At 66.6% G+C, this 20859-nt stretch carries 25 protein-coding genes and 2 tRNA genes; 12 read left to right on the top strand and 15 right to left on the bottom strand.

Translation table 11 applies throughout. The features are described from left to right. Both B3547_RS08430 and B3547_RS08425 read left to right on the top strand, forming a co-directional pair. Nucleotides 1–464, top strand: a 464-nt coding sequence (locus tag B3547_RS08430) for a phosphomethylpyrimidine synthase ThiC (RefSeq protein WP_292962040.1), incomplete at its 5' end; no start/stop codon positions are given. Continuing rightward, entirely contained in the window at nucleotides 461–856 is a 396-nt protein-coding gene (locus tag B3547_RS08425) for a YybH family protein (RefSeq protein WP_292962038.1), read from the top strand. The genes B3547_RS08430 and B3547_RS08425, both read left to right, overlap by 4 nt. 5 nt (nucleotides 857–861) lie before the next feature. Here the strand turns inward: B3547_RS08425 and B3547_RS08420 are convergent, their stop codons facing one another. Continuing rightward, nucleotides 862–1611: a GGDEF domain-containing protein gene (locus B3547_RS08420; protein WP_292962036.1), complete on the bottom strand. Its 750-nt coding sequence runs from the start codon at nucleotides 1609–1611 to the stop codon at nucleotides 862–864. A gap of 110 nt (nucleotides 1612–1721) precedes the next feature. Here B3547_RS08420 and B3547_RS08415 point away from each other — a divergent pair, with 110 nt between their 5' ends. Next, on the top strand, nucleotides 1722–2288 hold the full coding sequence (locus B3547_RS08415) for a 2'-5' RNA ligase family protein (protein ID WP_292962035.1): 567 nt from the start codon (nucleotides 1722–1724) through the stop codon (nucleotides 2286–2288). A gap of 97 nt (nucleotides 2289–2385) precedes the next feature. Here B3547_RS08415 and B3547_RS08410 read toward each other — a convergent pair whose 3' ends face one another. Both B3547_RS08410 and B3547_RS08405 read right to left on the bottom strand, forming a co-directional pair. Further along, nucleotides 2386–2661, bottom strand: coding sequence for a hypothetical protein (locus B3547_RS08410; protein ID WP_124809140.1), 276 nt, complete (start codon nucleotides 2659–2661; stop codon nucleotides 2386–2388). A gap of 268 nt (nucleotides 2662–2929) precedes the next feature. Beyond that, nucleotides 2930–3232: an alkylphosphonate utilization protein gene (locus B3547_RS08405; protein WP_124809139.1), complete on the bottom strand. Its 303-nt coding sequence runs from the start codon at nucleotides 3230–3232 to the stop codon at nucleotides 2930–2932. A gap of 138 nt (nucleotides 3233–3370) precedes the next feature. On the opposite strand from B3547_RS08405, the gene B3547_RS08400 reads away from it, so the two are divergent. Beyond that, on the top strand, nucleotides 3371–4585 hold the full coding sequence (locus B3547_RS08400; RefSeq protein ID WP_292962034.1) for an MFS transporter: 1215 nt from the start codon (nucleotides 3371–3373) through the stop codon (nucleotides 4583–4585). Nucleotides 4586–4588: 3 nt separating this feature from the next. Here B3547_RS08400 and B3547_RS08395 read toward each other — a convergent pair whose 3' ends face one another. The 7 genes from B3547_RS08395 to B3547_RS08365 form a co-directional block, all read right to left on the bottom strand. Next, entirely contained in the window at nucleotides 4589–5341 is a 753-nt protein-coding gene (locus B3547_RS08395) for a sulfite exporter TauE/SafE family protein (protein ID WP_292962046.1), read from the bottom strand. An 8-nt stretch (nucleotides 5342–5349) separates the two neighbouring features. After that, nucleotides 5350–5766, bottom strand: a complete 417-nt coding sequence (locus tag B3547_RS08390) for a DoxX family protein (protein ID WP_292962032.1) — start codon at nucleotides 5764–5766, stop codon at nucleotides 5350–5352. Further along, nucleotides 5763–6203 (bottom strand): cupin domain-containing protein, encoded by a 441-nt coding sequence (locus tag B3547_RS08385; RefSeq protein ID WP_292962030.1) that lies wholly within the window; start codon nucleotides 6201–6203, stop codon nucleotides 5763–5765. Before B3547_RS08385 ends, B3547_RS08390 begins: the two co-directional genes overlap by 4 nt. A 38-nt stretch (nucleotides 6204–6241) precedes the next feature. Continuing rightward, nucleotides 6242–6595 (bottom strand): hypothetical protein, encoded by a 354-nt coding sequence (locus tag B3547_RS08380; protein WP_292962028.1) that lies wholly within the window; start codon nucleotides 6593–6595, stop codon nucleotides 6242–6244. 13 nt (nucleotides 6596–6608) lie between these two features. Continuing rightward, nucleotides 6609–7445: a 2,3,4,5-tetrahydropyridine-2,6-dicarboxylate N-succinyltransferase gene (dapD, locus tag B3547_RS08375; RefSeq protein WP_124809134.1), complete on the bottom strand. Its 837-nt coding sequence runs from the start codon at nucleotides 7443–7445 to the stop codon at nucleotides 6609–6611. 77 nt (nucleotides 7446–7522) lie between these two features. Further along, on the bottom strand, nucleotides 7523–8200 hold the full coding sequence (locus B3547_RS08370; protein WP_292962025.1) for a pyrimidine 5'-nucleotidase: 678 nt from the start codon (nucleotides 8198–8200) through the stop codon (nucleotides 7523–7525). 32 nt (nucleotides 8201–8232) lie between these two features. Further along, on the bottom strand, nucleotides 8233–9384 hold the full coding sequence (locus B3547_RS08365) for a PQQ-dependent sugar dehydrogenase (RefSeq protein WP_292962023.1): 1152 nt from the start codon (nucleotides 9382–9384) through the stop codon (nucleotides 8233–8235). Nucleotides 9385–9394: 10 nt separating this feature from the next. On the opposite strand from B3547_RS08365, the gene B3547_RS08360 reads away from it, so the two are divergent. From B3547_RS08360 to B3547_RS08345, 4 genes are all read left to right on the top strand, one after another. Then, the gene (locus B3547_RS08360) at nucleotides 9395–10015 is read left to right on the top strand and encodes a ribonuclease HII (protein WP_292962020.1); all 621 of its coding nucleotides are present in this window, start codon (nucleotides 9395–9397) and stop codon (nucleotides 10013–10015) included. Between the two features lie 215 nt (nucleotides 10016–10230). Then, on the top strand, nucleotides 10231–11376 hold the full coding sequence (locus B3547_RS08355; RefSeq protein WP_370449681.1) for a site-specific DNA-methyltransferase: 1146 nt from the start codon (nucleotides 10231–10233) through the stop codon (nucleotides 11374–11376). Between the two features lie 32 nt (nucleotides 11377–11408). After that, complete coding sequence (folP, locus tag B3547_RS08350) at nucleotides 11409–12518, top strand: dihydropteroate synthase (protein ID WP_292962018.1); 1110 nt, start codon at nucleotides 11409–11411, stop codon at nucleotides 12516–12518. A gap of 77 nt (nucleotides 12519–12595) precedes the next feature. Continuing rightward, nucleotides 12596–13156, top strand: a complete 561-nt coding sequence (locus B3547_RS08345; protein ID WP_124809129.1) for an rRNA large subunit pseudouridine synthase E — start codon at nucleotides 12596–12598, stop codon at nucleotides 13154–13156. Nucleotides 13157–13208: 52 nt separating this feature from the next. On the opposite strand, the gene B3547_RS08340 is transcribed toward B3547_RS08345, so the two are convergent. Then, nucleotides 13209–14150: a GlxA family transcriptional regulator gene (locus tag B3547_RS08340; protein WP_292962015.1), complete on the bottom strand. Its 942-nt coding sequence runs from the start codon at nucleotides 14148–14150 to the stop codon at nucleotides 13209–13211. A gap of 124 nt (nucleotides 14151–14274) precedes the next feature. Between B3547_RS08340 and B3547_RS08335 the strand changes: the two genes are divergently transcribed. Genes B3547_RS08335 through B3547_RS08325 form a run of 3 tightly spaced genes read left to right on the top strand, consistent with a single transcriptional unit; the run spans nucleotide 14275 to nucleotide 16448 of the window. Further along, entirely contained in the window at nucleotides 14275–15075 is an 801-nt protein-coding gene (locus tag B3547_RS08335) for an SDR family NAD(P)-dependent oxidoreductase (protein WP_292962013.1), read from the top strand. Between the two features lie 42 nt (nucleotides 15076–15117). Next, entirely contained in the window at nucleotides 15118–15882 is a 765-nt protein-coding gene (locus B3547_RS08330; RefSeq protein ID WP_292962011.1) for an SDR family oxidoreductase, read from the top strand. Nucleotides 15883–15920: 38 nt separating this feature from the next. After that, complete coding sequence (locus B3547_RS08325; protein ID WP_125956283.1) at nucleotides 15921–16448, top strand: carboxymuconolactone decarboxylase family protein; 528 nt, start codon at nucleotides 15921–15923, stop codon at nucleotides 16446–16448. 141 nt (nucleotides 16449–16589) lie between these two features. Here the strand turns inward: B3547_RS08325 and B3547_RS08320 are convergent, their stop codons facing one another. The 4 genes from B3547_RS08320 to recJ all read right to left on the bottom strand — a co-directional run bounded on the left by B3547_RS08320 (nucleotide 16590) and on the right by recJ (nucleotide 19282). Continuing rightward, entirely contained in the window at nucleotides 16590–17045 is a 456-nt protein-coding gene (locus B3547_RS08320) for a carboxymuconolactone decarboxylase family protein (RefSeq protein WP_292962007.1), read from the bottom strand. A gap of 414 nt (nucleotides 17046–17459) precedes the next feature. Beyond that, nucleotides 17460–17534 (bottom strand) — tRNA-Glu (locus tag B3547_RS08315). Nucleotides 17535–17594: 60 nt separating this feature from the next. Continuing rightward, a tRNA-Glu gene (locus B3547_RS08310) sits at nucleotides 17595–17669 on the bottom strand. Between the two features lie 80 nt (nucleotides 17670–17749). After that, complete coding sequence (recJ, locus tag B3547_RS08305; RefSeq protein WP_292962005.1) at nucleotides 17750–19282, bottom strand: single-stranded-DNA-specific exonuclease RecJ; 1533 nt, start codon at nucleotides 19280–19282, stop codon at nucleotides 17750–17752. A 243-nt stretch (nucleotides 19283–19525) separates the two neighbouring features. Here recJ and B3547_RS08300 point away from each other — a divergent pair, with 243 nt between their 5' ends. Then, entirely contained in the window at nucleotides 19526–20785 is a 1260-nt protein-coding gene (locus tag B3547_RS08300) for a hypothetical protein (RefSeq protein ID WP_292962003.1), read from the top strand. The last annotated feature ends 74 nt before the right edge of the window (nucleotides 20786–20859 follow it).

The raw sequence follows: 20859 nt of genomic DNA, 5'->3' as shown, positions 1-20859 counted from the left end.
GGTTCGGCACGGCGATGCTCTGCTATGTCACGCCCAAGGAGCACCTTGGCCTGCCCGATCGCGACGATGTAAAGGTAGGTGTGGTGACCTACAAGCTCGCCGCCCACGCCGCCGATCTCGCCAAGGGGCACCCGGCCGCCAAGCTGCGCGACGATGCGCTGAGCCGCGCGCGCTTCGAGTTCCGCTGGCGCGACCAGTTCAACCTCAGCCTCGATCCCGATACGGCCGAGCAGTACCACGACCAGACGCTGCCGGCCGAAGGCGCCAAGACCGCGCACTTCTGCTCGATGTGTGGTCCGAAGTTCTGTTCGATGAAGATTACGCAGGAAGTGCGCGATTTCGCGGCGAAGCAGAACCAGCCTAGCACCGGCTTCATCGCGGCGGACGAGGCGGAAAAGGGCATGGCCGAAATGAGCGAGAAGTACCGCGAGGCGGGCGATCTCTATATCCCGGCGGCGGAGTGAAGCAGCCGGGCGCGGCCGAACTCGCCATCCGCCTGCGCCGCGCGGCGTTCAACCGCGCGCTGGCGGATGGCGATCTCGCTGCGATCGGGCCGATCCTGGCGCCTGGCGTGGTGCTGGTCACCGGCTCCGACAGCGCGGTGATCGCCGGGCGCAAGGCGCAGCTGGCTGCATGGAAACGCGAGTTTTCGGCGCGCCCGCGCATGGTGTACGAGCGCGTGCCTGAAAGTGTCGTCGCATCGGCGGTCGAGCCCGTGGCCATGGAGCATGGAACCTGGCGCGGCGTGGTGGCGGGATCGGAGCAGGTCGCCGCTTCCGGCATCTACAGCGCGAAATGGCGCGAGGTGGGCGGCGCGTGGCTGCTGGAAGCCGAATTGTTCGTGACGTTGGCGTGAGGCTCTCAGGCGGCGCGGGTCACCCGGTTGCGCCCATCCGCCTTGGCGCGATAGAGCGCGCTGTCCGCGCGCCTTAGAAGGCTGTCCAGCGCTTCGCCGGGCAGGGGCACGGCCATGCCGAAGCTGGCGGTCATGCGGACGACGCCGCCCGGCACGATGAGGGGAAGGTCGGCCAGGCGCTGTCGCATGACGTCCAGCCGGGCTTCCGGCTCCGTCCCGCATGCGTTGTCCGGCGCTTGGGCGAGAAGCACCGCGAATTCCTCGCCGCCCAGCCGTGCGACGACGGAGCCGGCGGGGGCGCTGTCGCGCAGCACTTCGGCGGCATGGCGCAGCGCAAGGTCGCCCGTGGCATGGCCCATCGAATCGTTGATGCGTTTGAAGTGATCGAGGTCCACCATCGCGAAGACCAGCACGTTATCCTCGGCCCGTCTGAGCCGGCCTTCCATGTCTTCGACGAAGGCGCGCCGGTTGGGCAGCCCGGTGAGGGCGTCGGTGTGCGCCATCACTTCCAGTTCGGCATAAGTGTGATGCAGTCGCCAGGTCAGCCAGGCAATGTAGCCATAGGCGACCGGTGCGATGAGCAGCGGAATCAGAACGGCAAAGAACATCGCATCGCGATAGAATATGGGGTTGGCGCTGCCGTCCATGAAGGAAATGTGCGTGCAAACCACCGACGCGATAACCGAGCCGCCCACGACAAGCAGCCCGGTAAGGACCAGGCGCCGGATCGTCTTGGCTTCGGACATGCCGTTCATGACCGGACAGCATGGCGGCTTCTGGTTTCCAAATCGCTAAGACCGCCGGATGTGGACGAAGGATTGAAAAGAACATATAGTGAACAAATGCGAGTCTTGGCGTCCATCTCATGAAACCCGCGCGCGTTCAGGATCGCTTCTTCTTCGCGGTGGTGCCACCAGTCGAAACCGCGGAGCGGATCGCCGCGCACGCGCGCGCTATGGGGTTGAAGCGCGCGCGCGTCACGGCGGACCGCTTGCACATGACCTTGGCGATTACAAAGGACTTCGATCAGGGCGAGTGCCCGCCGGCTTATGTCGAGACGCTGTTGCGCGCGGGCCGAAGGATTGCCGCGGCGCCGTTCGAGATGATGCTGGGCAAAATTGTCGTCGGCAAAGAATCGATATTGGCTCAACCGGGGGAAGGCCACGCGGGAGGGAAGGCCGTCTATGATTGCATCGCGCAGGCCATGGCGGGGATGCGGGCGCCGTTGCGCCCCAAGTTGCGCTATAGTCCGCACATGACGCTGTCTTACGATACGGCCCTGACATCGCGAGGACTGCGGAAGCTGGGTTTCGGATGGCAGGTGACGGAGGTGCTGCTCATCCACAGCCTGGTCGGCCTGCATCGCCACGAAGTGCTGGACCGCTGGCCGTTGGTGCCGCCACCGGTACGCCAAGCTAGCTTTGCATTCTGAGCGGCGAAGGTTGCAACGCAAACGGCCCCTTCCGGCCTAGGGGCGGGAAGGGGCCGTTTTCAGCTTGTTTCCAGGCGTCTTGGCGCCCGGAGAACGCTTAGAGGCCGAGCTTCTGCACGTCGCGCAGTTCAAAGTGAACCGGGCGGTTGTTGAACGTGCCGTCGACGCTCTTGTTCTTCACGCGCAGTTCGAACGGAACCTTGCCGGCATAGGCGGTGCCGCGAACGATCTTCGTGTCGCCCTTCACTTCGGTCGTGTAGCTGTAGTCCACGCCCTTGTGGGTGAAGGCTTCAGTGTTGGCGATTTCGTCGGCCTGCGCCACGGCGGGAACGAACGCGAGCGCGGCGGCGAAAGCGAAAGTGGTCTTGATCATGGCAATATCCCCTGTCTCAGGAAGGAAAGATTGCCTTGGGCACCCGTTATCTTGTTGTTAGGCGAGATAATGATTGTGCGTGTGCGAGCAAGTGTATTTGCGGACGGCCCGATTGCAAAATATGCAATTAACTCGGGATTTTTAACGAAAACATGAGCGTATTAGCGAAAGGCGTTGCCAAAACCGCGTCCTGAAAACGGGATGTGGCGGCGGGAGTGCCGTGGGGCACGGGGCGCCGCGCCGCCATATGCTGCGGTGCGGTGTCGCGTCAGCGCTTGCGGACGAACTCGGCGCGCAGCACGAGCCCCTTGATGCCGTCGAACTTGCAGTCGATTTCCTGAGGATCGCCGGTCAGGCGGATCGACTTGATCAGCGTCCCGCGCTTGAGCGTCTGCCCCGCGCCCTTGACGTCCAGATCCTTGATCAGCGTCACCTGATCGCCGTCCGCCAGCAGGTTACCCACCGCATCGCGTACTTCGATGGAGCTTTCCGCCGCGCGCTTCGCCGCAAGATCGGCCGCGGTCATCCATTCGCCGCTGTCTTCATCGTAGACGTATTCGTCGTCGCTCATGTCCGGCATCCTGTAATGAGGGGATCGCCTGTGCCCATGGCAGCCCGTTGACCCTATGGCCAGTGTTTCCGGTCTGCCGCCGTCATCATGGCGCATGTATTTCTTTTGTTCCAAGATGTAATCAGGCAAGCAAGGCCGATGACTTCCCCGAACCGCCATACCGTCACCTTCATCGCCACTACCATCTTCATCGACGCGATGGGGTTCGGCCTTGTCATGCCGGTATTGCCGCGCCTGCTGATGGATGTGGGCGGCCTGGATCTGGCGCAGGCCATCGGCGTCGGGACATGGATGGGGCTGGCCATGGCGGTGGCAAGCTTCATTGCGGCCCCGGTGCTGGGCAATCTCAGCGATGCGGTGGGGCGGCGACCGGTTCTGCTGGCGGCGCTGGGCGGGCTGGCGGTCGACTATGCCCTGCTCGCGCTGGCGCACACGCTGCCGCTGATCTTCCTGGGGCGCGTGCTGTCGGGCCTTTTCGGCGGGAGCTACGCGCCGGCGCAGGCGGCCATTGCCGACGTCACCGCGCCACAGGATCGCGCGCGCAACTTCGCCATGGTCAGCGCCGGCTTCGGCGTGGGCTTCGTGGTCGGACCGGCCCTGGGCGGGTTGCTCACGGGATGGGGCGATCGCGCGCCTTTCGTGGCGGCGGGTGTGCTTGCCGGCCTGAACTTCCTGTACGGGCTGACGGTGTTTCCCGAAACCCTGGCGCATGAAAACCGCCGGCCGTTTACGCTGTCGCGCGCCAATCCGCTCGGGTCCTGGCGGGTGCTGCGCGCGCAGCCGGGGATGCTGAACGTCGCGCTGGTGCTGCTGTTCTGGCAACTGGCGGGCCTCGTCTATCCGCTGACCTGGAGCTTCTATGGCATTGCCCAGTTCGGCTGGTCGGACCGGATGATCGGCCTCAGCCTGGCGGCCGTGGGCGTGACCATCGCCTTCGCTCAGGTGTTCCTGACCGGCCGCGCGGTGCGCCGCCTGGGCGAACGCGATGCGGCGACGGTGGGGATCATCGGCGCGGCGATCGGCTTCGTGACGTATGCCTTCACCACCTCCACGATCGTCGCTTTCGCCATCCTGGCCGCCGTGGCGGTGCAATCGCTGGTGCAGCCGAGCGTGATGGCCATGCTCTCATCCCGCGCCACCCCGGAAACGCAGGGGGAAGTGCAAGGCATTGCCTCCATGACGACGGGGATTGCCGGCGTGATCGCGCCGATGGTGCTGACCTGGCCAATGGCCTGGTTCACCGGCCCCGCCGCGCCAGTCCATTTCCCCGGCGTGCCGTTCCTGATCTCCGCCGGGTTCGCGCTGATCGCGCTGGCCTTGCTGCGCCGCCTGCCCGCCGGCGTGCGCGCCTGAGGTTCAGAACAGGCCCGACCACACCAGCCTGGCGCCGAGAAACACCATCAGCCAGTAGGTGATGTGGTAGAACCGGTCGGGCTTGAGCCGGCGCAACAGGCGGATCGAGACCAGCGTGCTGGCCGCCGCCAGCGGCAGCAGCATCAGCGCGGCCACTAGCACCTGATGCGTCATCACACCCAGCGCGATGTAGCTGGGCAACTTCAACCAGTTGATCGCCGCGAACAGGATCGAGTTGGTGCCGACGTACGTCACGTGCGGCAGCTTGCGCGGCGCCACCCATATCTGGAACGGCGGGCCACCAGCGTGCGCGATCTGGCTGGTGAGGCCGGTGGCCGCGCCGAACAGCAGGCCGACCCAGCCCGGTGAGGTCGATGCGGCGACCACGCGATGCCCGCGCTCCAGCCACAGCCGGTAAAGCCCGAAGCCCAGCGTGATGGCGCCCAGCGCAGCCATCAGCACGTTTTCGTTGACCCAGGCGGCGAAGGCCCAGCCGATGCCGATGCCCACCACCGCGCCCGGCAGCATCCATGCGACGATCCAGCGGTCCCAGCTATGCCGGAACGACCAAACGCTGATCACGTCCTGCGCGATCAGGATCGGCAGGATGATCGCGGCGGCTTGGGACGGGGGCAGCGCCAGCGCGACCAGCGGCGTCGCCAGCACGCCAAGCCCGGCGAAACCGCCCTTGGCCATGCCCACGAGAACCACGGCCAGCGCGCAAACGAACAGGGTGAAGGGATCGGCCAGCAGCATCGTGGAATTCAACCCTTGCGCCGCGCGAACGGCCAGTCGATCACGTTGGCGACCCACAGCGCCAGCCAGACCAGCACCGGCTGCGCGACCATGCGGGGAATATGATAGGCAAGGCCGAAACCGTGATCCGCTTTCGCCATGTCCAGCGCGAAATGGTGGATGTTCGCGGGGAACACGCAGACCGCGTAGAGCGCCAGCCCGATCCCGGCGGCGCGGCGCAGGCCGCGCGAAACGGGCTGGGCCAGGCCGATGGCGCCCAGCAATTCCGCCCATCCGGTCAGCATCACGACCAACTCGGGCGCGGGAACCCACGCCGGCATGATCGAAAGGAACGGCGCTGGACGGACGATATGAAGCACGCCGGCCAGCGCGTAGAACGCCGCCAGCAGGAAGCGGGAGGCGATGCGCGCGATGCTGTCCTTCATGCGCCCGGTTCCCAGCCCGGCGGGGCGAGCGTGAAGCCGGAGAACTCAAACGCAGGGGCGACCACGCAGGACACCAGCGTATAGCCGTGCGGCCCTCCGGCCACGGGGGAGGCCGCCTGCCAGTGCTGTTCGGGCACCACCGCCTGCACGCTGTGCCCGGTCGTGACATCGGGGCCGAGCCGGTGTGTTGCCGGAGCGGCGTGGTCGTGCGCGGCGATCCGCAGGTCCAGCGCGTCGCCGCCGTGCCACAGCCAGATTTCGGCGGCGTCCACCCGGTGCCAGTGCGACGCTTGCCCCGCTTCCAGCAGGAACAGGATCGCGGTGGCGGCCGCGCGCGTGCCCGGCTGTGCCGGTGCGCGCCAGGTCTCGCGATACCAGCCGCCTTCGGGGTGTGGGGACAGCCCCAGTGTGGCGATGAGAGAGGGGGCGGCAGCCATGGTGCTGCCTTGCCGGCGCGCCCGCCTGCCGTCAACGGCTACCACAGCGCCGGGACCAGCCCGAGTGGAAAGGGTTCGACGGGTATCCAGCCGAGCGTGGCGATGGCCCCGTTGCTTTCCCGGGGCGCACGCCCATCGGCAAGCGACCAGGTGATGTGCCAGACCAGCCCGTCCGGCCGCGCGGTTGAACCGTCTATCCGCACGACGAGCGCTTCAACGCCGGCATCGTCGTCGCACCGGCCGATAACCTGCGCTTCGTCCACCGGGAATGGCGGCGCGCGATCATGCAGGTTGAGCGTGACATGGTCGGCGATCACGCGCGGATAGCGCGGCGGGAAGCGGAGAAGCAGCGCCGCGCGGCAGCGTTCCTCCAGCTTCCAGCCGACGGGCATCAGCGGTGCGAACTCAATCGCGCAGCAGTTCGTTGATCCCGGTCTTGCTGCGCGTCTGCGCGTCCACCGTCTTGACGATCACGGCGCAGTACAGCGAAGGGCCGGGCGTGCCATCGGGCAGGGGCTTGCCGGGCAGCGAGCCGGGCACGACCACCGCATAGGGCGGCACGCGGCCGATGTGGACTTCGCCCGTCGCGCGGTCGACGATCTTGGTCGACGCGCCCAGGAACACGCCCATGGACAGCACGGCGCCCTGGCCCACGATCACGCCTTCGGCCACTTCCGAACGCGCGCCGATGAAGGCGCCGTCCTCGATGATGACCGGGCCGGCCTGCAGCGGTTCCAGCACGCCGCCGATGCCCGCGCCGCCCGAAATGTGCACGTTCTTGCCGATCTGCGCGCAGGACCCGACGGTGGCCCAGGTATCGACCATCGTGCCTTCATCGACATAGGCGCCGATGTTGACGAAGCTGGGCATCAGCACCACGCCCTTGGCGATATGCGCGCCCCGGCGGGCGACAGCGCCCGGCACCACGCGGAAGCCGGCGTCGCGGAAGCGGTTCTCGCCCCAGCCTTCGAACTTCGACGGCACCTTGTCGAACGCGGGCGCGCCGGCCGCGCCGCCATCGATCACCGCGTTGTCGTTGAGGCGGAAGGAAAGAAGCACCGCCTTCTTGAGCCACTGGTTGACGCGCCATTCGCCGTCGATCTTTTCCGCCACGCGGGCCTTGCCGGAATCGAGCAGTTCCAGCGCCTGTTCGACTACCGCGCGCACGTCGCTGCTGGCGGGCGTCACGCCGTCACGCGCTTCCCATGCGCTTTCGATGGCAGCTTCGAGCTGGGCGGTCATCTTGGTCTCCCCACTGTTGGATTGCCCGCAAGTGCGGGCGGCGCCTGCGGAACAGGCCTGAAATTCAGGAGCGCCGCCTAGCCCAGCACACCGTCGCGGGCAAGCGCGTCGAGCCATTCGGAAAAGTCATCGATGACTAGGTCGATCGCGGCGGGGTCCATCGCGCGGTCGCCCCATTCGGTCGCGAGATCGAGCCAGATCGTCTGCATCCCCAGCGCCTTGGCCGGGGCGAGATTGCGGGCCGAATCCTCGACGAAGACCGCGCGCTCGGGAACGATGCCGAACGCCTCGATTACGCCATGGTAGGCCGATGGCTCCGGCTTGGGCCGGTAGTTCATGGCGTGGATGTCCCACATCCCGTCGAAGCAATCCGACAGGTCGAGCGCCGCCAGCACTTTCTCGGCATAGGGCGCATCGCCGTTGGTGAACACGATCTTGCGGCCGGGCAGGCGCGTGATCCGGTCCGCCAGCCGGGGCGCGGCGGCCAGAGGGGTCATGTCGATATCGTGGACGAACTCGAGGAATTCGTAAGGCGAAACCTCGTGATAGTGCATCAGGCCCGAAAGCGTGGTGCCGTGATCGTGGAAGTAGAGCTTCTGCACGCGCCGCGCCTCGTCATCGTCGCAGCCCAGCAGGTTGGCGATGTACGCGCCCATGCGATGATCGATCTGGTCGAACATGCGGGTGGTGGCCGGGTAGAGCGTGTTGTCGAGATCGAACAACCAGCAATCGACGATGGAGGGATCGAAAACCATGGCGCCGCTCTAACAGCGAAGCAGGGCCGGCCCTAGGGTTTTGGTGACAGCTTGCGCAGTTTCGCATCCTTGCCGTCTTCCAGCAGCCAGATCGTGCCGTCCGGTGCTTCCTTGATCTCGCGCAGGCGGTGGCCCAGGGGATAACGCTCCACTTCGCGCGCGCTTTCGCCGTCGATGGCGACGCGGACCAGCGCTTCCGATCCCAGCCCCGCGATCAGCGCCTGATCTTTCCACGCCGGGAAAGCCTTGCCCGAATAGAAGAGGAAATCGCCCGGCGCGATCACCGGGTTCCAGCTGACCGCCGGGGCGGCGAATTCGGGGCGCGTGGCATGGCGCGGGATCGGGCGGCCGTCATAGTGATCGCCGTTGGACACGATCGGCCAGCCATAGTTCTGCCCCGGCTTGACGATATTCAATTCGTCGCCACCCGCCGGACCGTGTTCGAGATCCCACAGCCGGCCCTGCGCATCGAACTTCAGGCCCAGCACGTTGCGGTGGCCATAGGACCATATCTGCGCGGAAACGCCACCACGGTCGGCGAACGGGTTGCCGGGGGCAGGCGAGCCATCGGGCAGCAGGCGGATGATCTTGCCTAGATTGACGCCCAGGTCCTGCGCCGGATCGAACTTCTGCCGTTCGCCCGAGGAGAGGAACAGGTACTGGCCATCGGGCGAAAAGGCGATGCGATGCGAATAGTGCCCCCGGCCGGTCACCTTGGGCACCTGCCGCCAGATCACCTGCAGTCCTTCCAGCCGGGGCTTGCCGCCATCGGTGACGAGCTTCGCCCGCGCCACGGCCGCGCCGCGCGTGTCGTTGGTGCCGGCTTCCGCCCAGCTCAGGTAGATCGTGCCGGTGGTGGCGAAATCGGGCGCCAGAGCCACGTCGCCGAGCCCGCCTTGTCCGCCGTAATCGACCGGGGGAACGCCGGCGACGTCCAGCACCGGCCCGCTGGCCTGCCACAGCTTCAGCTTGCCCGCACGCTCGGTAACGAGCGCCGAGGCCGCGCCGGGCAGGAAGGCCATGGCCCAGGGTTCGTCGAACGTGGCAACGTCCGTCACCGTGAACGGCTCCGACCCGGCGGGAACTTCGGGCGGCGTGTTATCTTTCTGGGCCGAAATCGGCGAACCGCAGCTTGCGAGGACGAGGGCGAGGGGCGATAGGGCGGAGAGGAACGTTCTGCTCATGCCGTCATCAATGCACATCTCTTCCGTCAGTGCCACATCCTTGCACGGTTTTGTCATCGGCGTGGACGAAGCCGGGCGCGGACCGCTGGCCGGGCCGGTAGTGGCCGCCGCGGTCGTGCTGGGCGACGCGCCGCCGCAAGGGCTTGCCGATTCCAAGAAGCTCAGCGCCGCCCGGCGCGGGGTGCTGGAGGAACAGATCAAGCGCCATTGCCGCTGGGCGGTGGGCGTGGTCGAGGTCGAGGACATCGATCGCCTCAATATCTTCGGCGCCACCATGCTGGCGATGACGCTGGCGGTCGGTACGCTGCACGCGCAGCTGGAAGGGCCGGTTGGCGAGGTGAGAGTCGATGGCAACCTGACGCCGCACGGGCGGCGGCCGGAATGGCGCTGGCCGGCGCGCGCGATCGTGGGCGGGGATGCGATCGAGCCGTGCATCTCGGCCGCTTCGATCATAGCCAAGGAACATCGCGACCGGATCATGCGCAAAGCGGCGGGCGTTCATCCGGAGTATGGCTGGGAGCGCAATGCCGGATACGGCACGCCCGAACATCTCGCCGCGTTGCGCCGCCATGGGCCTACGCCGCTGCATCGCCGCAGCTTCGCGCCCGTGGCGCAGCTTTGCCTGCTGTAGCATCGGGCCTGCTGTAGCATCGGCAAATTTTTTCGGCCGTCTTCCCCCACAAGATGTTGAGTCGTTCCTTGTGGCGCGGACTCAACATATCGATCCGGACTCGTTCCGTTCTCCTTCTGCAACGCCTGCGACTCGCCTGATTCCGGCGAGTCGTGGCTTGACGCGGGAGTCCCGATGCAACACCCTATAGGCTGTCAGCAGGGGGATTTTCGATCGTGACGACGGCAACATTGGCGAAAGAGCGGGCGCGGGCTTTGCGCGCGGCTCCGGCGCAGGCGCTTCGGAGCGAAGCGCTACCCGTCAACCGCATCCTGCGCGGCGATTGCATCGCGGAAATGCGCAAGCTGCCCGATGCCTGCATCGACATGATCTTTGCAGATCCCCCCTACAACCTGCAACTCGGTGGCGATCTCGCCCGGCCCGATGGCAGCCACGTCGATGCCGTGACCGACGATTGGGACAAGTTCGACAGCTTCGCCGCCTATGACAGCTTCACGCGCGACTGGCTGGCGGAAGCGCGCCGCATCCTGAAGCCCGATGGCTCGCTGTGGGTGATCGGCAGTTACCACAACATCTTCCGCGTCGGCGCGATCCTGCAGGACCTGGGCTTCTGGATCCTCAACGACATCATCTGGCGCAAGGCCAACCCGATGCCCAATTTCAAGGGCACGCGCTTCACCAACGCGCACGAAACGCTGATCTGGGCGGCCAAGAGCGAGAAGGCGAAGTACACCTTCAACTATCGCGCGATGAAGACGCTCAACGACGAATTGCAGATGCGCTCGGACTGGGTTCTGCCGATCTGCAGCGGGCAGGAGCGACTGCGGCGCAATGGCGCCAAGGCGCATCCCACGCAGAAGCCAGAGGCGCTGCTCTATCGCGTGATGCTGGCCACTACGAACAAGGGCGATCTCGTGCTCGATCCCTTCTTCGGCACCGGCACCACCGGCGCGGTGGCCAAGCGCCTGGGTCGCGACTGGCTGGGCTGCGAACGCGAGCCGAGTTATATCGAAGTGGCCGAGGAGCGGATCGAGATGGCGCTGCCACTCGACGAATCCGCGCTGACCACGATGCAGAGCAAGCGGTCCGCGCCCAAGGTGGCGTTCGGGCAGCTCGTGGAAAGCGGCTGGATTGCGCCGGGCGCACAGCTTTTCGACAAGAAGCGCCGCTTCGTGGCCAGCGTGCGCGCCGACGGGTCGCTCGCGCTGGGCACTGATACGGGGTCGATCCACGGCGTTGGCGCCAAGGCGCAAGGCGCGCCCTCGTGCAACGGCTGGACCTTCTGGCACATCGAGCATGAGGGCGAGATCAAGCCGATCGACGCGCTGCGCCAGCTCTATCTGCTGGCTGTCGAGGATTGAGGCGCTGACCAGGCTGTCCTAGGGCGTAAGCCATGGTCCAGAAGCTCTATATCCGTCCGATCGCTTTCGCCGAAAGTCCGCAGAGCGAGGAGGGCGAGACCGTCCGTCTCGCCGGCGGGCTCGTCTATGCCAGCCGTTTCGCGCTGCTGGTGCGCGAGGGAGCGCGGCTGGTATCGCGGCGGCGGCTGTCCGTGCCGGAAATGGCGGACGCGCTGACGGCGCTGCCCGATGCACTGGCACGCGAAGGCGAAGCGCAATGGGCGGCCTTGCGGCAGGTCCATGCGCCGCTCCAGTGTGGTCCGCGCACGATCCGGCTCGATCAGCCGCAGGTCATGGGCATCCTCAACGTCACGCCCGACAGCTTTTCGGACGGCGGCAAGTTCCTCGACAAGCCCGATGCGGCGATCGAACACGCATCCGCCATGCTCGAAGCGGGCGCGGCGATCATCGACGTCGGCGGGGAATCGACCCGCCCCGGCGCGGCGGCGGTGTGGGAAGGGGATGAGGCCAAGCGCGTGGTCCCCGTGATCGAGCGGCTAGCCGCATCGGGCGCGGCGGTCTCCATCGACAGCCGCCGTTCCACCGTGATCGAGGCGGCACTGGCCGCCGGCGCGCATATCGTCAACGACGTATCGGCGCTGCGCCATGATCCGCGCTCGATCGAGATCGTCGCGCGCAGCGGCGTGCCCGTGGTGCTGATGCACGCGCCGGGCGGGGCCGACGATCTTCACGCCGATGGCGCTTATGCGGATGTCGTGCTCGACGTGTTCGACGATCTGCGCGAACGGCGCGATGCGGCGCTGGCGGCGGGCATCGCGCGCGAGAAGATCCTGCTCGATCCGGGCATCGGCTTTGGCAAGACGCTGGCCGAAAACCTTGCGCTGATCAACGCGCTGCCGCTGTTTCATGCGCTGGGCCAGCCGATCCTGTTCGGCGCCAGCCGCAAGCGCATGATCGGTGCGTTGTCGAACGAGGCACCGGCGCACCAGCGCATGGGCGGTTCGCTGGCGGTGGCGCTGAAAGCGATCGATGCCGGGGCGCAGATCGTGCGGGTGCATGACGTGGCGGAAACGGCGCAGGCCTTTCGCATCTGGCGAGGGTTGCGCGACGCCGCGCTGACCGATTTTTCGCAGATGATCTGAACCGGCGGGCAGGGCCGGACAACCGCGCTGGCGACGCGCTCTTGCGCTTGCCACACGCGGCGGTCCAAGGGAGGACGATGGCCCTGATCCTCTTCAACAAGCCCTATGGCGTCCTGTGCCAGTTCACCGACGAAGGCACCGGTCCGGAACGGCCGACGCTGGCCAGCTATATCGACCGGCCGGGCTTCTATCCGGCAGGGCGGCTCGACCGCGACAGCGAGGGGCTGCTGCTGCTCACCGACGATGGGCGCCTGCAGGCGCGGATCGCCGATCCGCGTTTCAAGATGCCCAAGACCTATCTCGTCCAGGTCGAAGGCGATCCCGACGCGGCGGCGTTGCAGGCCTTGCGCCGTGGCGTGCGGCTGAAGGACGGGCCGACCCTGCCCGCCGAAGTGGAGCGCATCGATGATCCCGCCCTGTGGCCGCGCGATCCTCCGGTCCGTTTCCGCAAGAGCGTGCCGGACTGCTGGCTGCGCCTGACGATCCGCGAAGGGCGCAACCGCCAGGTGCGCCGCATGACGGCCGCGGTAGGCCATCCGACGCTCCGTCTGGTGCGCTGGAGAATCGGCGATTGGACGCTCGACGGTCTGGCGCCCGGGCACTGGTGCGATGCCGCCATGCCCGAAAAGGGAAGGTGACCTTCGCGATCCGGAACGCACCTGAACGGGACGGCCGGCACGAATTTGAACGTCAGGCTGCTCTTGCCAGCCTGCGCAGGGTCTGTGGCGGTTGGCCATATTGGCGCATGAAGGCTTCGCGCATGCGGCGAATGTCGACAAAGCCAGCCTCTCGCGCGATCTGGTCCATGGGGTGCCGCGTCTCCTCGATCATCAGCCGCGCCGACTCCAGACGCATCTGTTCGACCGCCTTGGCCGGGGTGTGGCCGGTTTCGGCACGGAAGGCGCGCGCGAACTGGCGGGGCGAGAGGGCCGCGACTTCAGCCAGTTCCTCCACGGTCAGCGGATTGGCGAGGTGGGACTTGGCGAAGATCACCGCCTTCTGAATGCGGTCGCTGCTGGGGGCAAGTTCGAGCAGTTCGGAGTGCTGCGACTGCCCCCCGGCGCGACGGTGGTGCATGACAAGCCGGCGGGCGATGGCACCTGCCACGTCACGCCCGAGATCCTTCTCGATCAGCGCCACCGCAAGATCGAGCCCGGCGGTGAGGCCGGCTGATGTCCAGACTGCACCCTCGTTGATGAAGATGCGATCGTCCTCGACGCGGACGTTCGGGAAATCCTCGCGCATCTGGCGGGCATAGGACCAGTGCGTGGTGGCGCGATGGCCATCGAGCAGGCCCATCTGCGCGAGAAGGAACGCGCCGGTGCAGAGCCCGGCCACGCGGCGTGATTCGCGGGCCATCGTGCGCAGCGTTTCCAGCGTCGGTTCGTCCTGCCGTGGCGGAGGCGCAAGGCCGGCGAGCAGCAGCAGGGTGTCGACCTGGCTGACTTCTGCGATCGGGACGGTGGGAATGGCAAAGCCGCTGGACGACATGACGAGGCCGCCATTCACCGATGCTATCGAGAGCGTATAGTAATCCTCTCCCTTCACGGCGTTGGCCAGTTCGAAGGCCGCCTGCACGCCCAGCGCAAGGAACTGGAAGCCGGGGGTGAGCACCATGGAAACGTGTGGCATGCGCAGCTCCGAAAACGATGTCCTAAAAACGTAGTTTATACGTCATATCAGACATACACCGATGCGTCCATAAGGTCCGTGTCGAGAGCGATGGCGCTCTCCCCACAACAAAAGGACCAGGACCATGAGCACCACGAACAAAGGCACCGCTCTCATCACCGGCGCATCGACCGGCATCGGCGCCATCTACGCCGACCGCCTTGCGGCACGCGGTTACGACCTCATTCTCGTTGCCCGCAACAGGGACAAGCTGCAGGCACTCGCCGCACAGATCTCGGACAAGACCGGCCGTTCGGTAGAAGTGCTGGCCGCCGACCTCGGCGATGCTGCGGACCTGGCCCGGGTCGAAAGGGTACTGCGCGAGGATGCCAGCGTGACGGCGCTGGTCAACAACGCCGGGATCGGCACCCACACCACGCTGCTGGAAAGCGATGTCGAGAAGATGGCGGCGATGGTCCAGCTGAATGTCACGGCCTTGATGCGCCTGACCTACGCCGCGGTGCCGGGCTTCGTTGCCCGTGGAGGCGGCACGGTGATCAACATCGCCTCGATCGTCGCGGTTGCGCCCGAACTGCTCAACGGCGTCTATGGCGGCACCAAGGCCTTCGTGCAGGCCTTGACCACTTCACTCAATCACGAACTGGCCGACAAGGGCATCCGTGCCCAGGCCGTCCTGCCCGGCGCCACCCGCACCGACTTCTGGGCCCTGGGCGGGCTGCCGGTCGAGCACCTGCCGACCGAGATCGTGATGGATGCCGAGGATATGGTCGATGCCGCGCTGGCCGGCCTTGACCAGGGCGAGACCGCCACGATCCCTGCGCTGCGCGACATCGCACTGTGGAACGCCTTCGAGGCCGCCCGCGCCGCGCTCGGTCCCCAGCTTTCCGCCACTCGCTCCGCCCCGCGCTTCCACGTCGCGGCCTGACCCTCCGGCCTCACACCCTCTCCAGATCAAAGGCCCATTCCCATGAAACTCAACGGCAACACCATCTTCATCACCGGCGGCACCAGCGGTATCGGCCGTGGCCTAGCCGAGGCGCTTCACAAGCTCGGCAATCAGGTGATCATCTCGGGCCGCCGCACCGCGCTGCTCGACGAGGTTACGGCCGCCAACCCCGGCATGGCGTCGATCCAGCTCGACGTGACCAGCCTCGAAAGCATCCAGGGCGCCGCGCGTGAACTGATCGAGCGCTTCCCGGACCTCAACGTCGTCTTCAATAACGCCGGCTTCATGCCCTTCGACGACGTTGCCGGCCCCGTGGACGACGACCTGGCGCAAGAACTGATCACCACCAACCTGCTCGGGCCGATCCGGGTGACATCCGCTCTGATCGAGCATCTCGAGACCAAGGCGGAGGCGACCGTGCTCTACACCAGCAGCGTGCTCGCCTATGTGCCGATCGCCAGCAATGCGATCTATTCGGCGACCAAGGCCGCGCTCCATTCCTATGCGCTGTCGCAGCGGTTCCAGCTGCGTGGCACCGGTGTACGGGTGCAGGAAATCGCGCCGCCGTGGGTCGATACCGACCTGATCTACAAGAGCGGCGATCCCCGCGCGATGCCGCTGCCCGACTTCATCGAGCAGACGCTGGTGGCGCTGGCGACCGACGCGCCCGAGGTGATCGTCGAGGGGATCAAGGCCATGCGCGACAACCCCGGCGCCAACGAACACGCCCTGTTCGAAGCCTTCAACGAGAGCCTTGTCGAAAACCCCATCCCGACCGGCGCCTGAGCCGCGGTCGACAGTCAGAAAGACGAAAGGAACGTATCATGTCCCGCATCAGCATTCCCGAAACCGCAGCGGCCCCCGAAGGATCGCAAGCCACGCTGGGCGCGATCAACGGCAAGCTGGGCCGCGTGCCCAACTTCTTCCGCGTGCTCTCCAACAGCCCGGCGGTGATCAATGCCCACGCCGCGCTCAACCAGGGGCTGGGCAAGGCGCTTGACCTCAAGACCCGCGAGCGGATCGCCCTTGCCGTGGCGGCGGTGAACGGTTGCGAATATTGCGACGCCGCTCACACCTTCACCGGCTACACTTTCGCCAAGCTCAGCAAGGAGGAAGTGGACCTTGCCCGGCAGGGCACTTCCGCTGATCCTCATGCTGCTGCGGCCACGGGCTTTGCTCGCAAGGTGGCCGAGGCTCGGGGCAAGGTTTCGGCAGAAGACATCGCGGCGATCCGCCAGGCCGGTTTCAGCGACAGCCAGATCGTGGAAATCGTGGCCGTCGTTGCGGAGAATTTCTTCACCAACCTGATCAACAACGTGGCTGGCACGGACGTGGATTTCCCCTCGATCTAGGGCCATGATCCCAGGTTGTCGCAACCAAAGCCGGCAATTTTCGCAGCACCATGCGTTTTGAAAACCGCATGGTGCTGCGACCTTATCGAGTGGCCGCTAACGTCAGGAAAGGTCCCGCGGCGCGGGAGAAGGCGATGGGGATCAGGCCTGCGCCTTCACCGGCAGCCGAAACGGCGCCCCGAGCCGATTGAAAGCGTTCATGGCTGCGATCGTGATCGTGAGATCGACCAGGTCCTTCGGCGCGAACGCCGCCGCCGCCGCCGCGTACGCTTCATCCGATGCATGAGTCTCGCTGACCAGCGTCACCTCTTCGGCCCAGGCAAGGGCCGCGCGATACTGGTCGGAAAACAGGTGAGGCACTTCAGCCCAGACCGGCAGCAGGACGACCTTGTCGACCGCCATGGTCTTCAGCAGATCGCGCGTGTGCAGGTCGATGCAATGGGCGCAGCCATTGATCTGCGACACGCGCAGGGAGATCAGATGGATCAGCTCTTCCGGCAGATCGGTGCCCGTGGTCACATAATGGTGGACGCCGTATAGCGCCTTGGCGCCCTGCGGAGCGATCTCATGCCAGGTCAGCCTGGTGGTTTCGTTCATGATAGCTTCCTTCGTCTTCGGTGCCGCCCAGAGGGGATCATCGACTTGACGACGCAGGGGCGCGCAATGTGACACGCCCGTCGATTTTTTTTGCCGGGGTGGGGGCGGGATCATGTCACAGCCGGATAGGCCGTGGTTGGAAAGGTGCCAGCAACCCGGAGGGCAGCCGATGTATCGCATCATCCTGGAATGCTACGGAGTTCCCCCAGCAGAGCGTGAGGAACCGGCGCGCGACATCACCGAAGCGTTTCGGCTTCATTCTCCGCACGAACCGATGTCCGATGCACTTTTGTGGGTATGGGGCGCCGAGAATGACTGGCGACCTCAAGCTGGTGAGCGTCGAACGCTTTCCTGAAGTTGCCTGCATCGGGTGGAGGTAGGACCCACTACGGCAGCAATCGCCCATTGATTTTTTGGTGACCCCTACGGGAATCGAACCCGTGTTTCAGCCGTGAGAGGGCCGCGTCCTGACCGCTAGACGAAGGGGCCGATGTAGGTCGGGCGGGCGATGAAAAAGCACCATGCCGCGCCTGATCGGGCGGAAGCTAGTGGTGACCCCTACGGGAATCGAACCCGTGTTTCAGCCGTGAAAGGGCCGCGTCCTGACCGCTAGACGAAGGGGCCACTGGGCTAGCGCCGCTGGGCAGGACCGCGCCTCTACGGGGGTGAGGGCGGTCCGTCAAGCGCCGATTTCATCATTTTCCTCAGTCGGCGAATGCCGCGTCCTCGACGTGCAATTCGGCGGCGGGGCGGCTGCCCCAGTCATCAATCCGGGCGCGTCCGGCGAGCCAGAGTTGACGGCCCCTGGTGCCGTGAAGCAGCGTCTGTCCCAGCTCGCTGGCGGCAGCGCGAAAAGCGATGGCCTTGAACGACCGGCCATCGGCCCCGCTTGCCACCATGCGGACGTGATCGGTGCCAACCAGGTCGCACTTGACCAGCCGCACCGGCCCCACGGCGATGCGCGGCCCCGGCCATCCCACGCCATACGGCCCGCCGGCTTCGAGCGTGGTGACGAGATCGGGGGTCAGTCCGCCGGGGTTGAGCGACAGGTCCAGCAGCAGCGATTGCGTGGCGCGCGCCGAGGCGACATCGCGCGCCAGCCGTTCGTCCAGCCAGTCGGCCAGCCGGGGGAGGGTGGCGGGATCGACGGTGAGGCCGCAGGCCATGGCGTGCCCGCCGCCCGCCACCAGCAGCCCGTTCTCGCGCGCGGCGATGATCGCCGCACCCAGGTCCACCCCCGCGATCGAACGGCCCGATCCCTTGCCGTTGCCGGCGTCGTCGGCGTCGAGCGCGATGACCAGCGTGGGCTTGCCGGTCTTTTCCTTGATACGTCCGGCGACGATGCCGATCACGCCGGGGTGCCAGCCTTCGCCGGCGAGGACGTTGACCGCGCGGTTGTGCTGGCCATCGACCTGCATTTCGGCCGCTTCCTGCACTGCCTGTTCGATCGCGCGGCGTTCGTCGTTGAGCATGGAAAGGCGCGTCGCGATGTCACGCGCTTCTTCCGCATCGCTGGTGGTGAGCAGGCGCACGCCGAGCGAGGAATCGCCGATACGCCCCGCCGCGTTGATGCGCGGGCCGAGCGCGAAGCCGAGATCGCTGCAGGTGGGCGCGCGGTTGAGCCGGCTGGCGTCGATCAGCGCGGCAAGGCCGGTGTTCTCGCGCTTGGCCATGACCTTGAGGCCCTGCGCCACAAGCGCGCGGTTGAGCCCCTTCAACTGCGCCACATCGGCCACGGTGCCCAGGGCGACGAGATCGAGTAGGCCCATCAGGTCCGGCGCGGGGCGGCCATCGAAATAGCCGCGCGCGCGCAGCGTGCGGACCGTGGCGACGGCCAGCAGGAATGCGACGCCGACAGCGGCAAGGTGTCCGTGAAGGGCCGCCTCGTCGCTTTCGTCCAGCCGGTTGGGATTGACCAGTGCGGCGGTGATGGGAAGATCTGGCGGGCACTTGTGGTGATCGACGACAATCACGTCCACGCCTTCGGCATGGGCGGCGGCCAGCGCTTCGTGCGCCATCGCCCCGCAATCGACCGTCACGATCAGCGAGGAGCCTTCGCGCGCGAGCCGGACCAGGGCCTCGCCCGAGGGGCCATAGCCTTCGAGCAGGCGGTCGGGGATATAGGCGCGCGCTTCCACGCCAAGGTCGCGCAGCAGGCGGATCAGCAGCGCGGCGCTGGTGGCGCCATCGACGTCGTAATCGCCATANNTCGGCCAGGCTGCCGTGCCAGCCGCCAAGGTCCATGTTGCCGCCGCGCCAGCGCCAGGCGAGGCCGGAGAAGGAATGGGTGACAGCGGAAATCGGGATCATGATCCGGATGCGCTAGCCTATTGCCAAAGGGCCGCAAAGCGGTTGACTGTAATCAATGGCGGACAATGCCTTGAGTCACATAATTCGGCGCAAAAGAACGCCATGATGGTCGCACAGGATCACACGCGGACTTCCGGAGCCTGCTTCCGGTTCCCGCGCTGCCACGAGGGATGACCACGGGGGATGACATGGGCAATCTGATGACGACGAAGCGGATGCTGGCCTGCGGCGGCCTGTTGCTGATCGCCGGTGGCAGCGTGCTGACCGCGCAGAACGCGGCCGCCCCGGTCGCGCGCTACGAGATGCGCGCCGGCACCATATCCGGCATGGCGGGGATGCGCGGCGGCGGCATGGGCGCCGCGCTGGGCATGGCCTTTGGCGGCGGCGGTGGCGCGCAGCACGAACTGTGGCTGGAACTCGGCTCCAGCCGCACCGCGGCCGATGGCAAGCCCAAGGCAGACCATTTCATGCCGGCCGGCGCGCGGCTGGGCAAATCGGTGGCGCTGAAGACGCCGGAGCGCACGCCAACCGCGCCGGGCGAGACGCATTTCGAGCGGCCCACCGGACGGATGCTGATCTTCTGGGGCTGCGGGGAACACGCGCCCAAGGGGCAGCCGGTCATTATCGATTTCGCCAAGATCGCGGCGGGGCAGATGCCGCCGGGCCTGTGGTCCAGTGCGGTGCCGCTCGATCGCTATGTCACGCCGGCCAACAGCCGGACCTATGGCCTGTGGCCGTCAGATGATGGCAAGTCGGCCCGGCCCGACAGCTCGCTGATCGGCGCGCATCGTATTACCGGCAATTACGCGCCCGACATCAACTTCACGCTGACCAAGGACTTCATGGGCGCCTTGCAGGGATCGTCTGCCGCGCAGCCGGGCGGGGCCACGCTGCTGCGCTGGAACGCCTTGCCCGGCGCGACCGGCTATCATGCCTCGATCATCGGCGGGAAGCAGGGCGCGCGGGGTGGGAACCAGCCGGTGGATATCGTGTGGTGGTCGTCCAGCGCGACGCGCGAGTTCGGCGGCGGCCTGGCGGACTGGCTGGCGCCCTCCACCGTCGCGCGGCTGGTTGCCAACCGCACCGTGCTGTCGCCACAGACGACGACCTGCACCGTGCCGGCAGAGGTCAAGCAGGCCGCGCCCGACTATATGTTCGGTTCGATCTACGCTTATGGTCCGGAGGAGGACTTCGCCTATCCGCCGCGCCCCGCCGATCCCAAAATCGCGTGGAAGCCGGAATGGACCGCGCGTATTCGCCACCGTTCGATGACGGGCTTCCTCGTTGGCATGGAAGGCCTTGGCGCGGCGAACGGGGCGCAGCCGCAGCGCGAATGCCCAACCAAGCCGAAGAAGCGTGGCCTCGGCGGGCTGGGTGGGCTGATCGGCGGCGCGCTGGGCGCACCCACGGGCGGTCAGGACGGCTGCTGACTGCGGATGCTGGCGATCATCTGGCATAGCAGGACCGGCGCGGCGCGGGCGCTGGCGCACGCCGCGTATGGCGG

It is taken from the genome of Novosphingobium sp. UBA1939 (assembly GCF_002336885.1).
Lineage (GTDB): Bacteria > Pseudomonadota > Alphaproteobacteria > Sphingomonadales > Sphingomonadaceae > Novosphingobium.
The sequence above is the reverse complement of the archived record's forward strand: the minus strand, read 5'-3'. Positions and strand labels throughout refer to the sequence as shown.

Bases quoted from the DNA above. Each gene is read 5' to 3' on its own strand.
- B3547_RS08400 (WP_292962034.1), top strand. From the start codon at position 3,371: ATGACTTCCCCGAACCGCCATACCGTCACCTTCATCGCCACTACCATC.
- B3547_RS08385 (WP_292962030.1), bottom strand. From the start codon at position 6,203: ATGGCTGCCGCCCCCTCTCTCATCGCCACACTGGGGCTGTCCCCACAC.
- B3547_RS08330 (WP_292962011.1), top strand. From the start codon at position 15,118: ATGAAACTCAACGGCAACACCATCTTCATCACCGGCGGCACCAGCGGT.
- B3547_RS08370 (WP_292962025.1), bottom strand. From the start codon at position 8,200: ATGGTTTTCGATCCCTCCATCGTCGATTGCTGGTTGTTCGATCTCGAC.
- B3547_RS08420 (WP_292962036.1), bottom strand. From the start codon at position 1,611: ATGAACGGCATGTCCGAAGCCAAGACGATCCGGCGCCTGGTCCTTACC.
- B3547_RS08325 (WP_125956283.1), top strand. From the start codon at position 15,921: ATGTCCCGCATCAGCATTCCCGAAACCGCAGCGGCCCCCGAAGGATCG.
- B3547_RS08395 (WP_292962046.1), bottom strand. From the start codon at position 5,341: ATGCTGCTGGCCGATCCCTTCACCCTGTTCGTTTGCGCGCTGGCCGTG.
- folP (WP_292962018.1), top strand. From the start codon at position 11,409: ATGGTCCAGAAGCTCTATATCCGTCCGATCGCTTTCGCCGAAAGTCCG.
- B3547_RS08335 (WP_292962013.1), top strand. From the start codon at position 14,275: ATGAGCACCACGAACAAAGGCACCGCTCTCATCACCGGCGCATCGACC.
- B3547_RS08360 (WP_292962020.1), top strand. From the start codon at position 9,395: ATGCACATCTCTTCCGTCAGTGCCACATCCTTGCACGGTTTTGTCATC.
- B3547_RS08320 (WP_292962007.1), bottom strand. From the start codon at position 17,045: ATGAACGAAACCACCAGGCTGACCTGGCATGAGATCGCTCCGCAGGGC.
- dapD (WP_124809134.1), bottom strand. From the start codon at position 7,445: ATGACCGCCCAGCTCGAAGCTGCCATCGAAAGCGCATGGGAAGCGCGT.
- B3547_RS08340 (WP_292962015.1), bottom strand. From the start codon at position 14,150: ATGCCACACGTTTCCATGGTGCTCACCCCCGGCTTCCAGTTCCTTGCG.
- B3547_RS08390 (WP_292962032.1), bottom strand. From the start codon at position 5,766: ATGAAGGACAGCATCGCGCGCATCGCCTCCCGCTTCCTGCTGGCGGCG.
- B3547_RS08380 (WP_292962028.1), bottom strand. From the start codon at position 6,595: ATGCCCGTCGGCTGGAAGCTGGAGGAACGCTGCCGCGCGGCGCTGCTT.
- B3547_RS08300 (WP_292962003.1), top strand. From the start codon at position 19,526: ATGACCACGGGGGATGACATGGGCAATCTGATGACGACGAAGCGGATG.
- B3547_RS08410 (WP_124809140.1), bottom strand. From the start codon at position 2,661: ATGATCAAGACCACTTTCGCTTTCGCCGCCGCGCTCGCGTTCGTTCCC.
- B3547_RS08415 (WP_292962035.1), top strand. From the start codon at position 1,722: ATGAAACCCGCGCGCGTTCAGGATCGCTTCTTCTTCGCGGTGGTGCCA.
- B3547_RS08365 (WP_292962023.1), bottom strand. From the start codon at position 9,384: ATGAGCAGAACGTTCCTCTCCGCCCTATCGCCCCTCGCCCTCGTCCTC.
- B3547_RS08345 (WP_124809129.1), top strand. From the start codon at position 12,596: ATGGCCCTGATCCTCTTCAACAAGCCCTATGGCGTCCTGTGCCAGTTC.
- B3547_RS08405 (WP_124809139.1), bottom strand. From the start codon at position 3,232: ATGAGCGACGACGAATACGTCTACGATGAAGACAGCGGCGAATGGATG.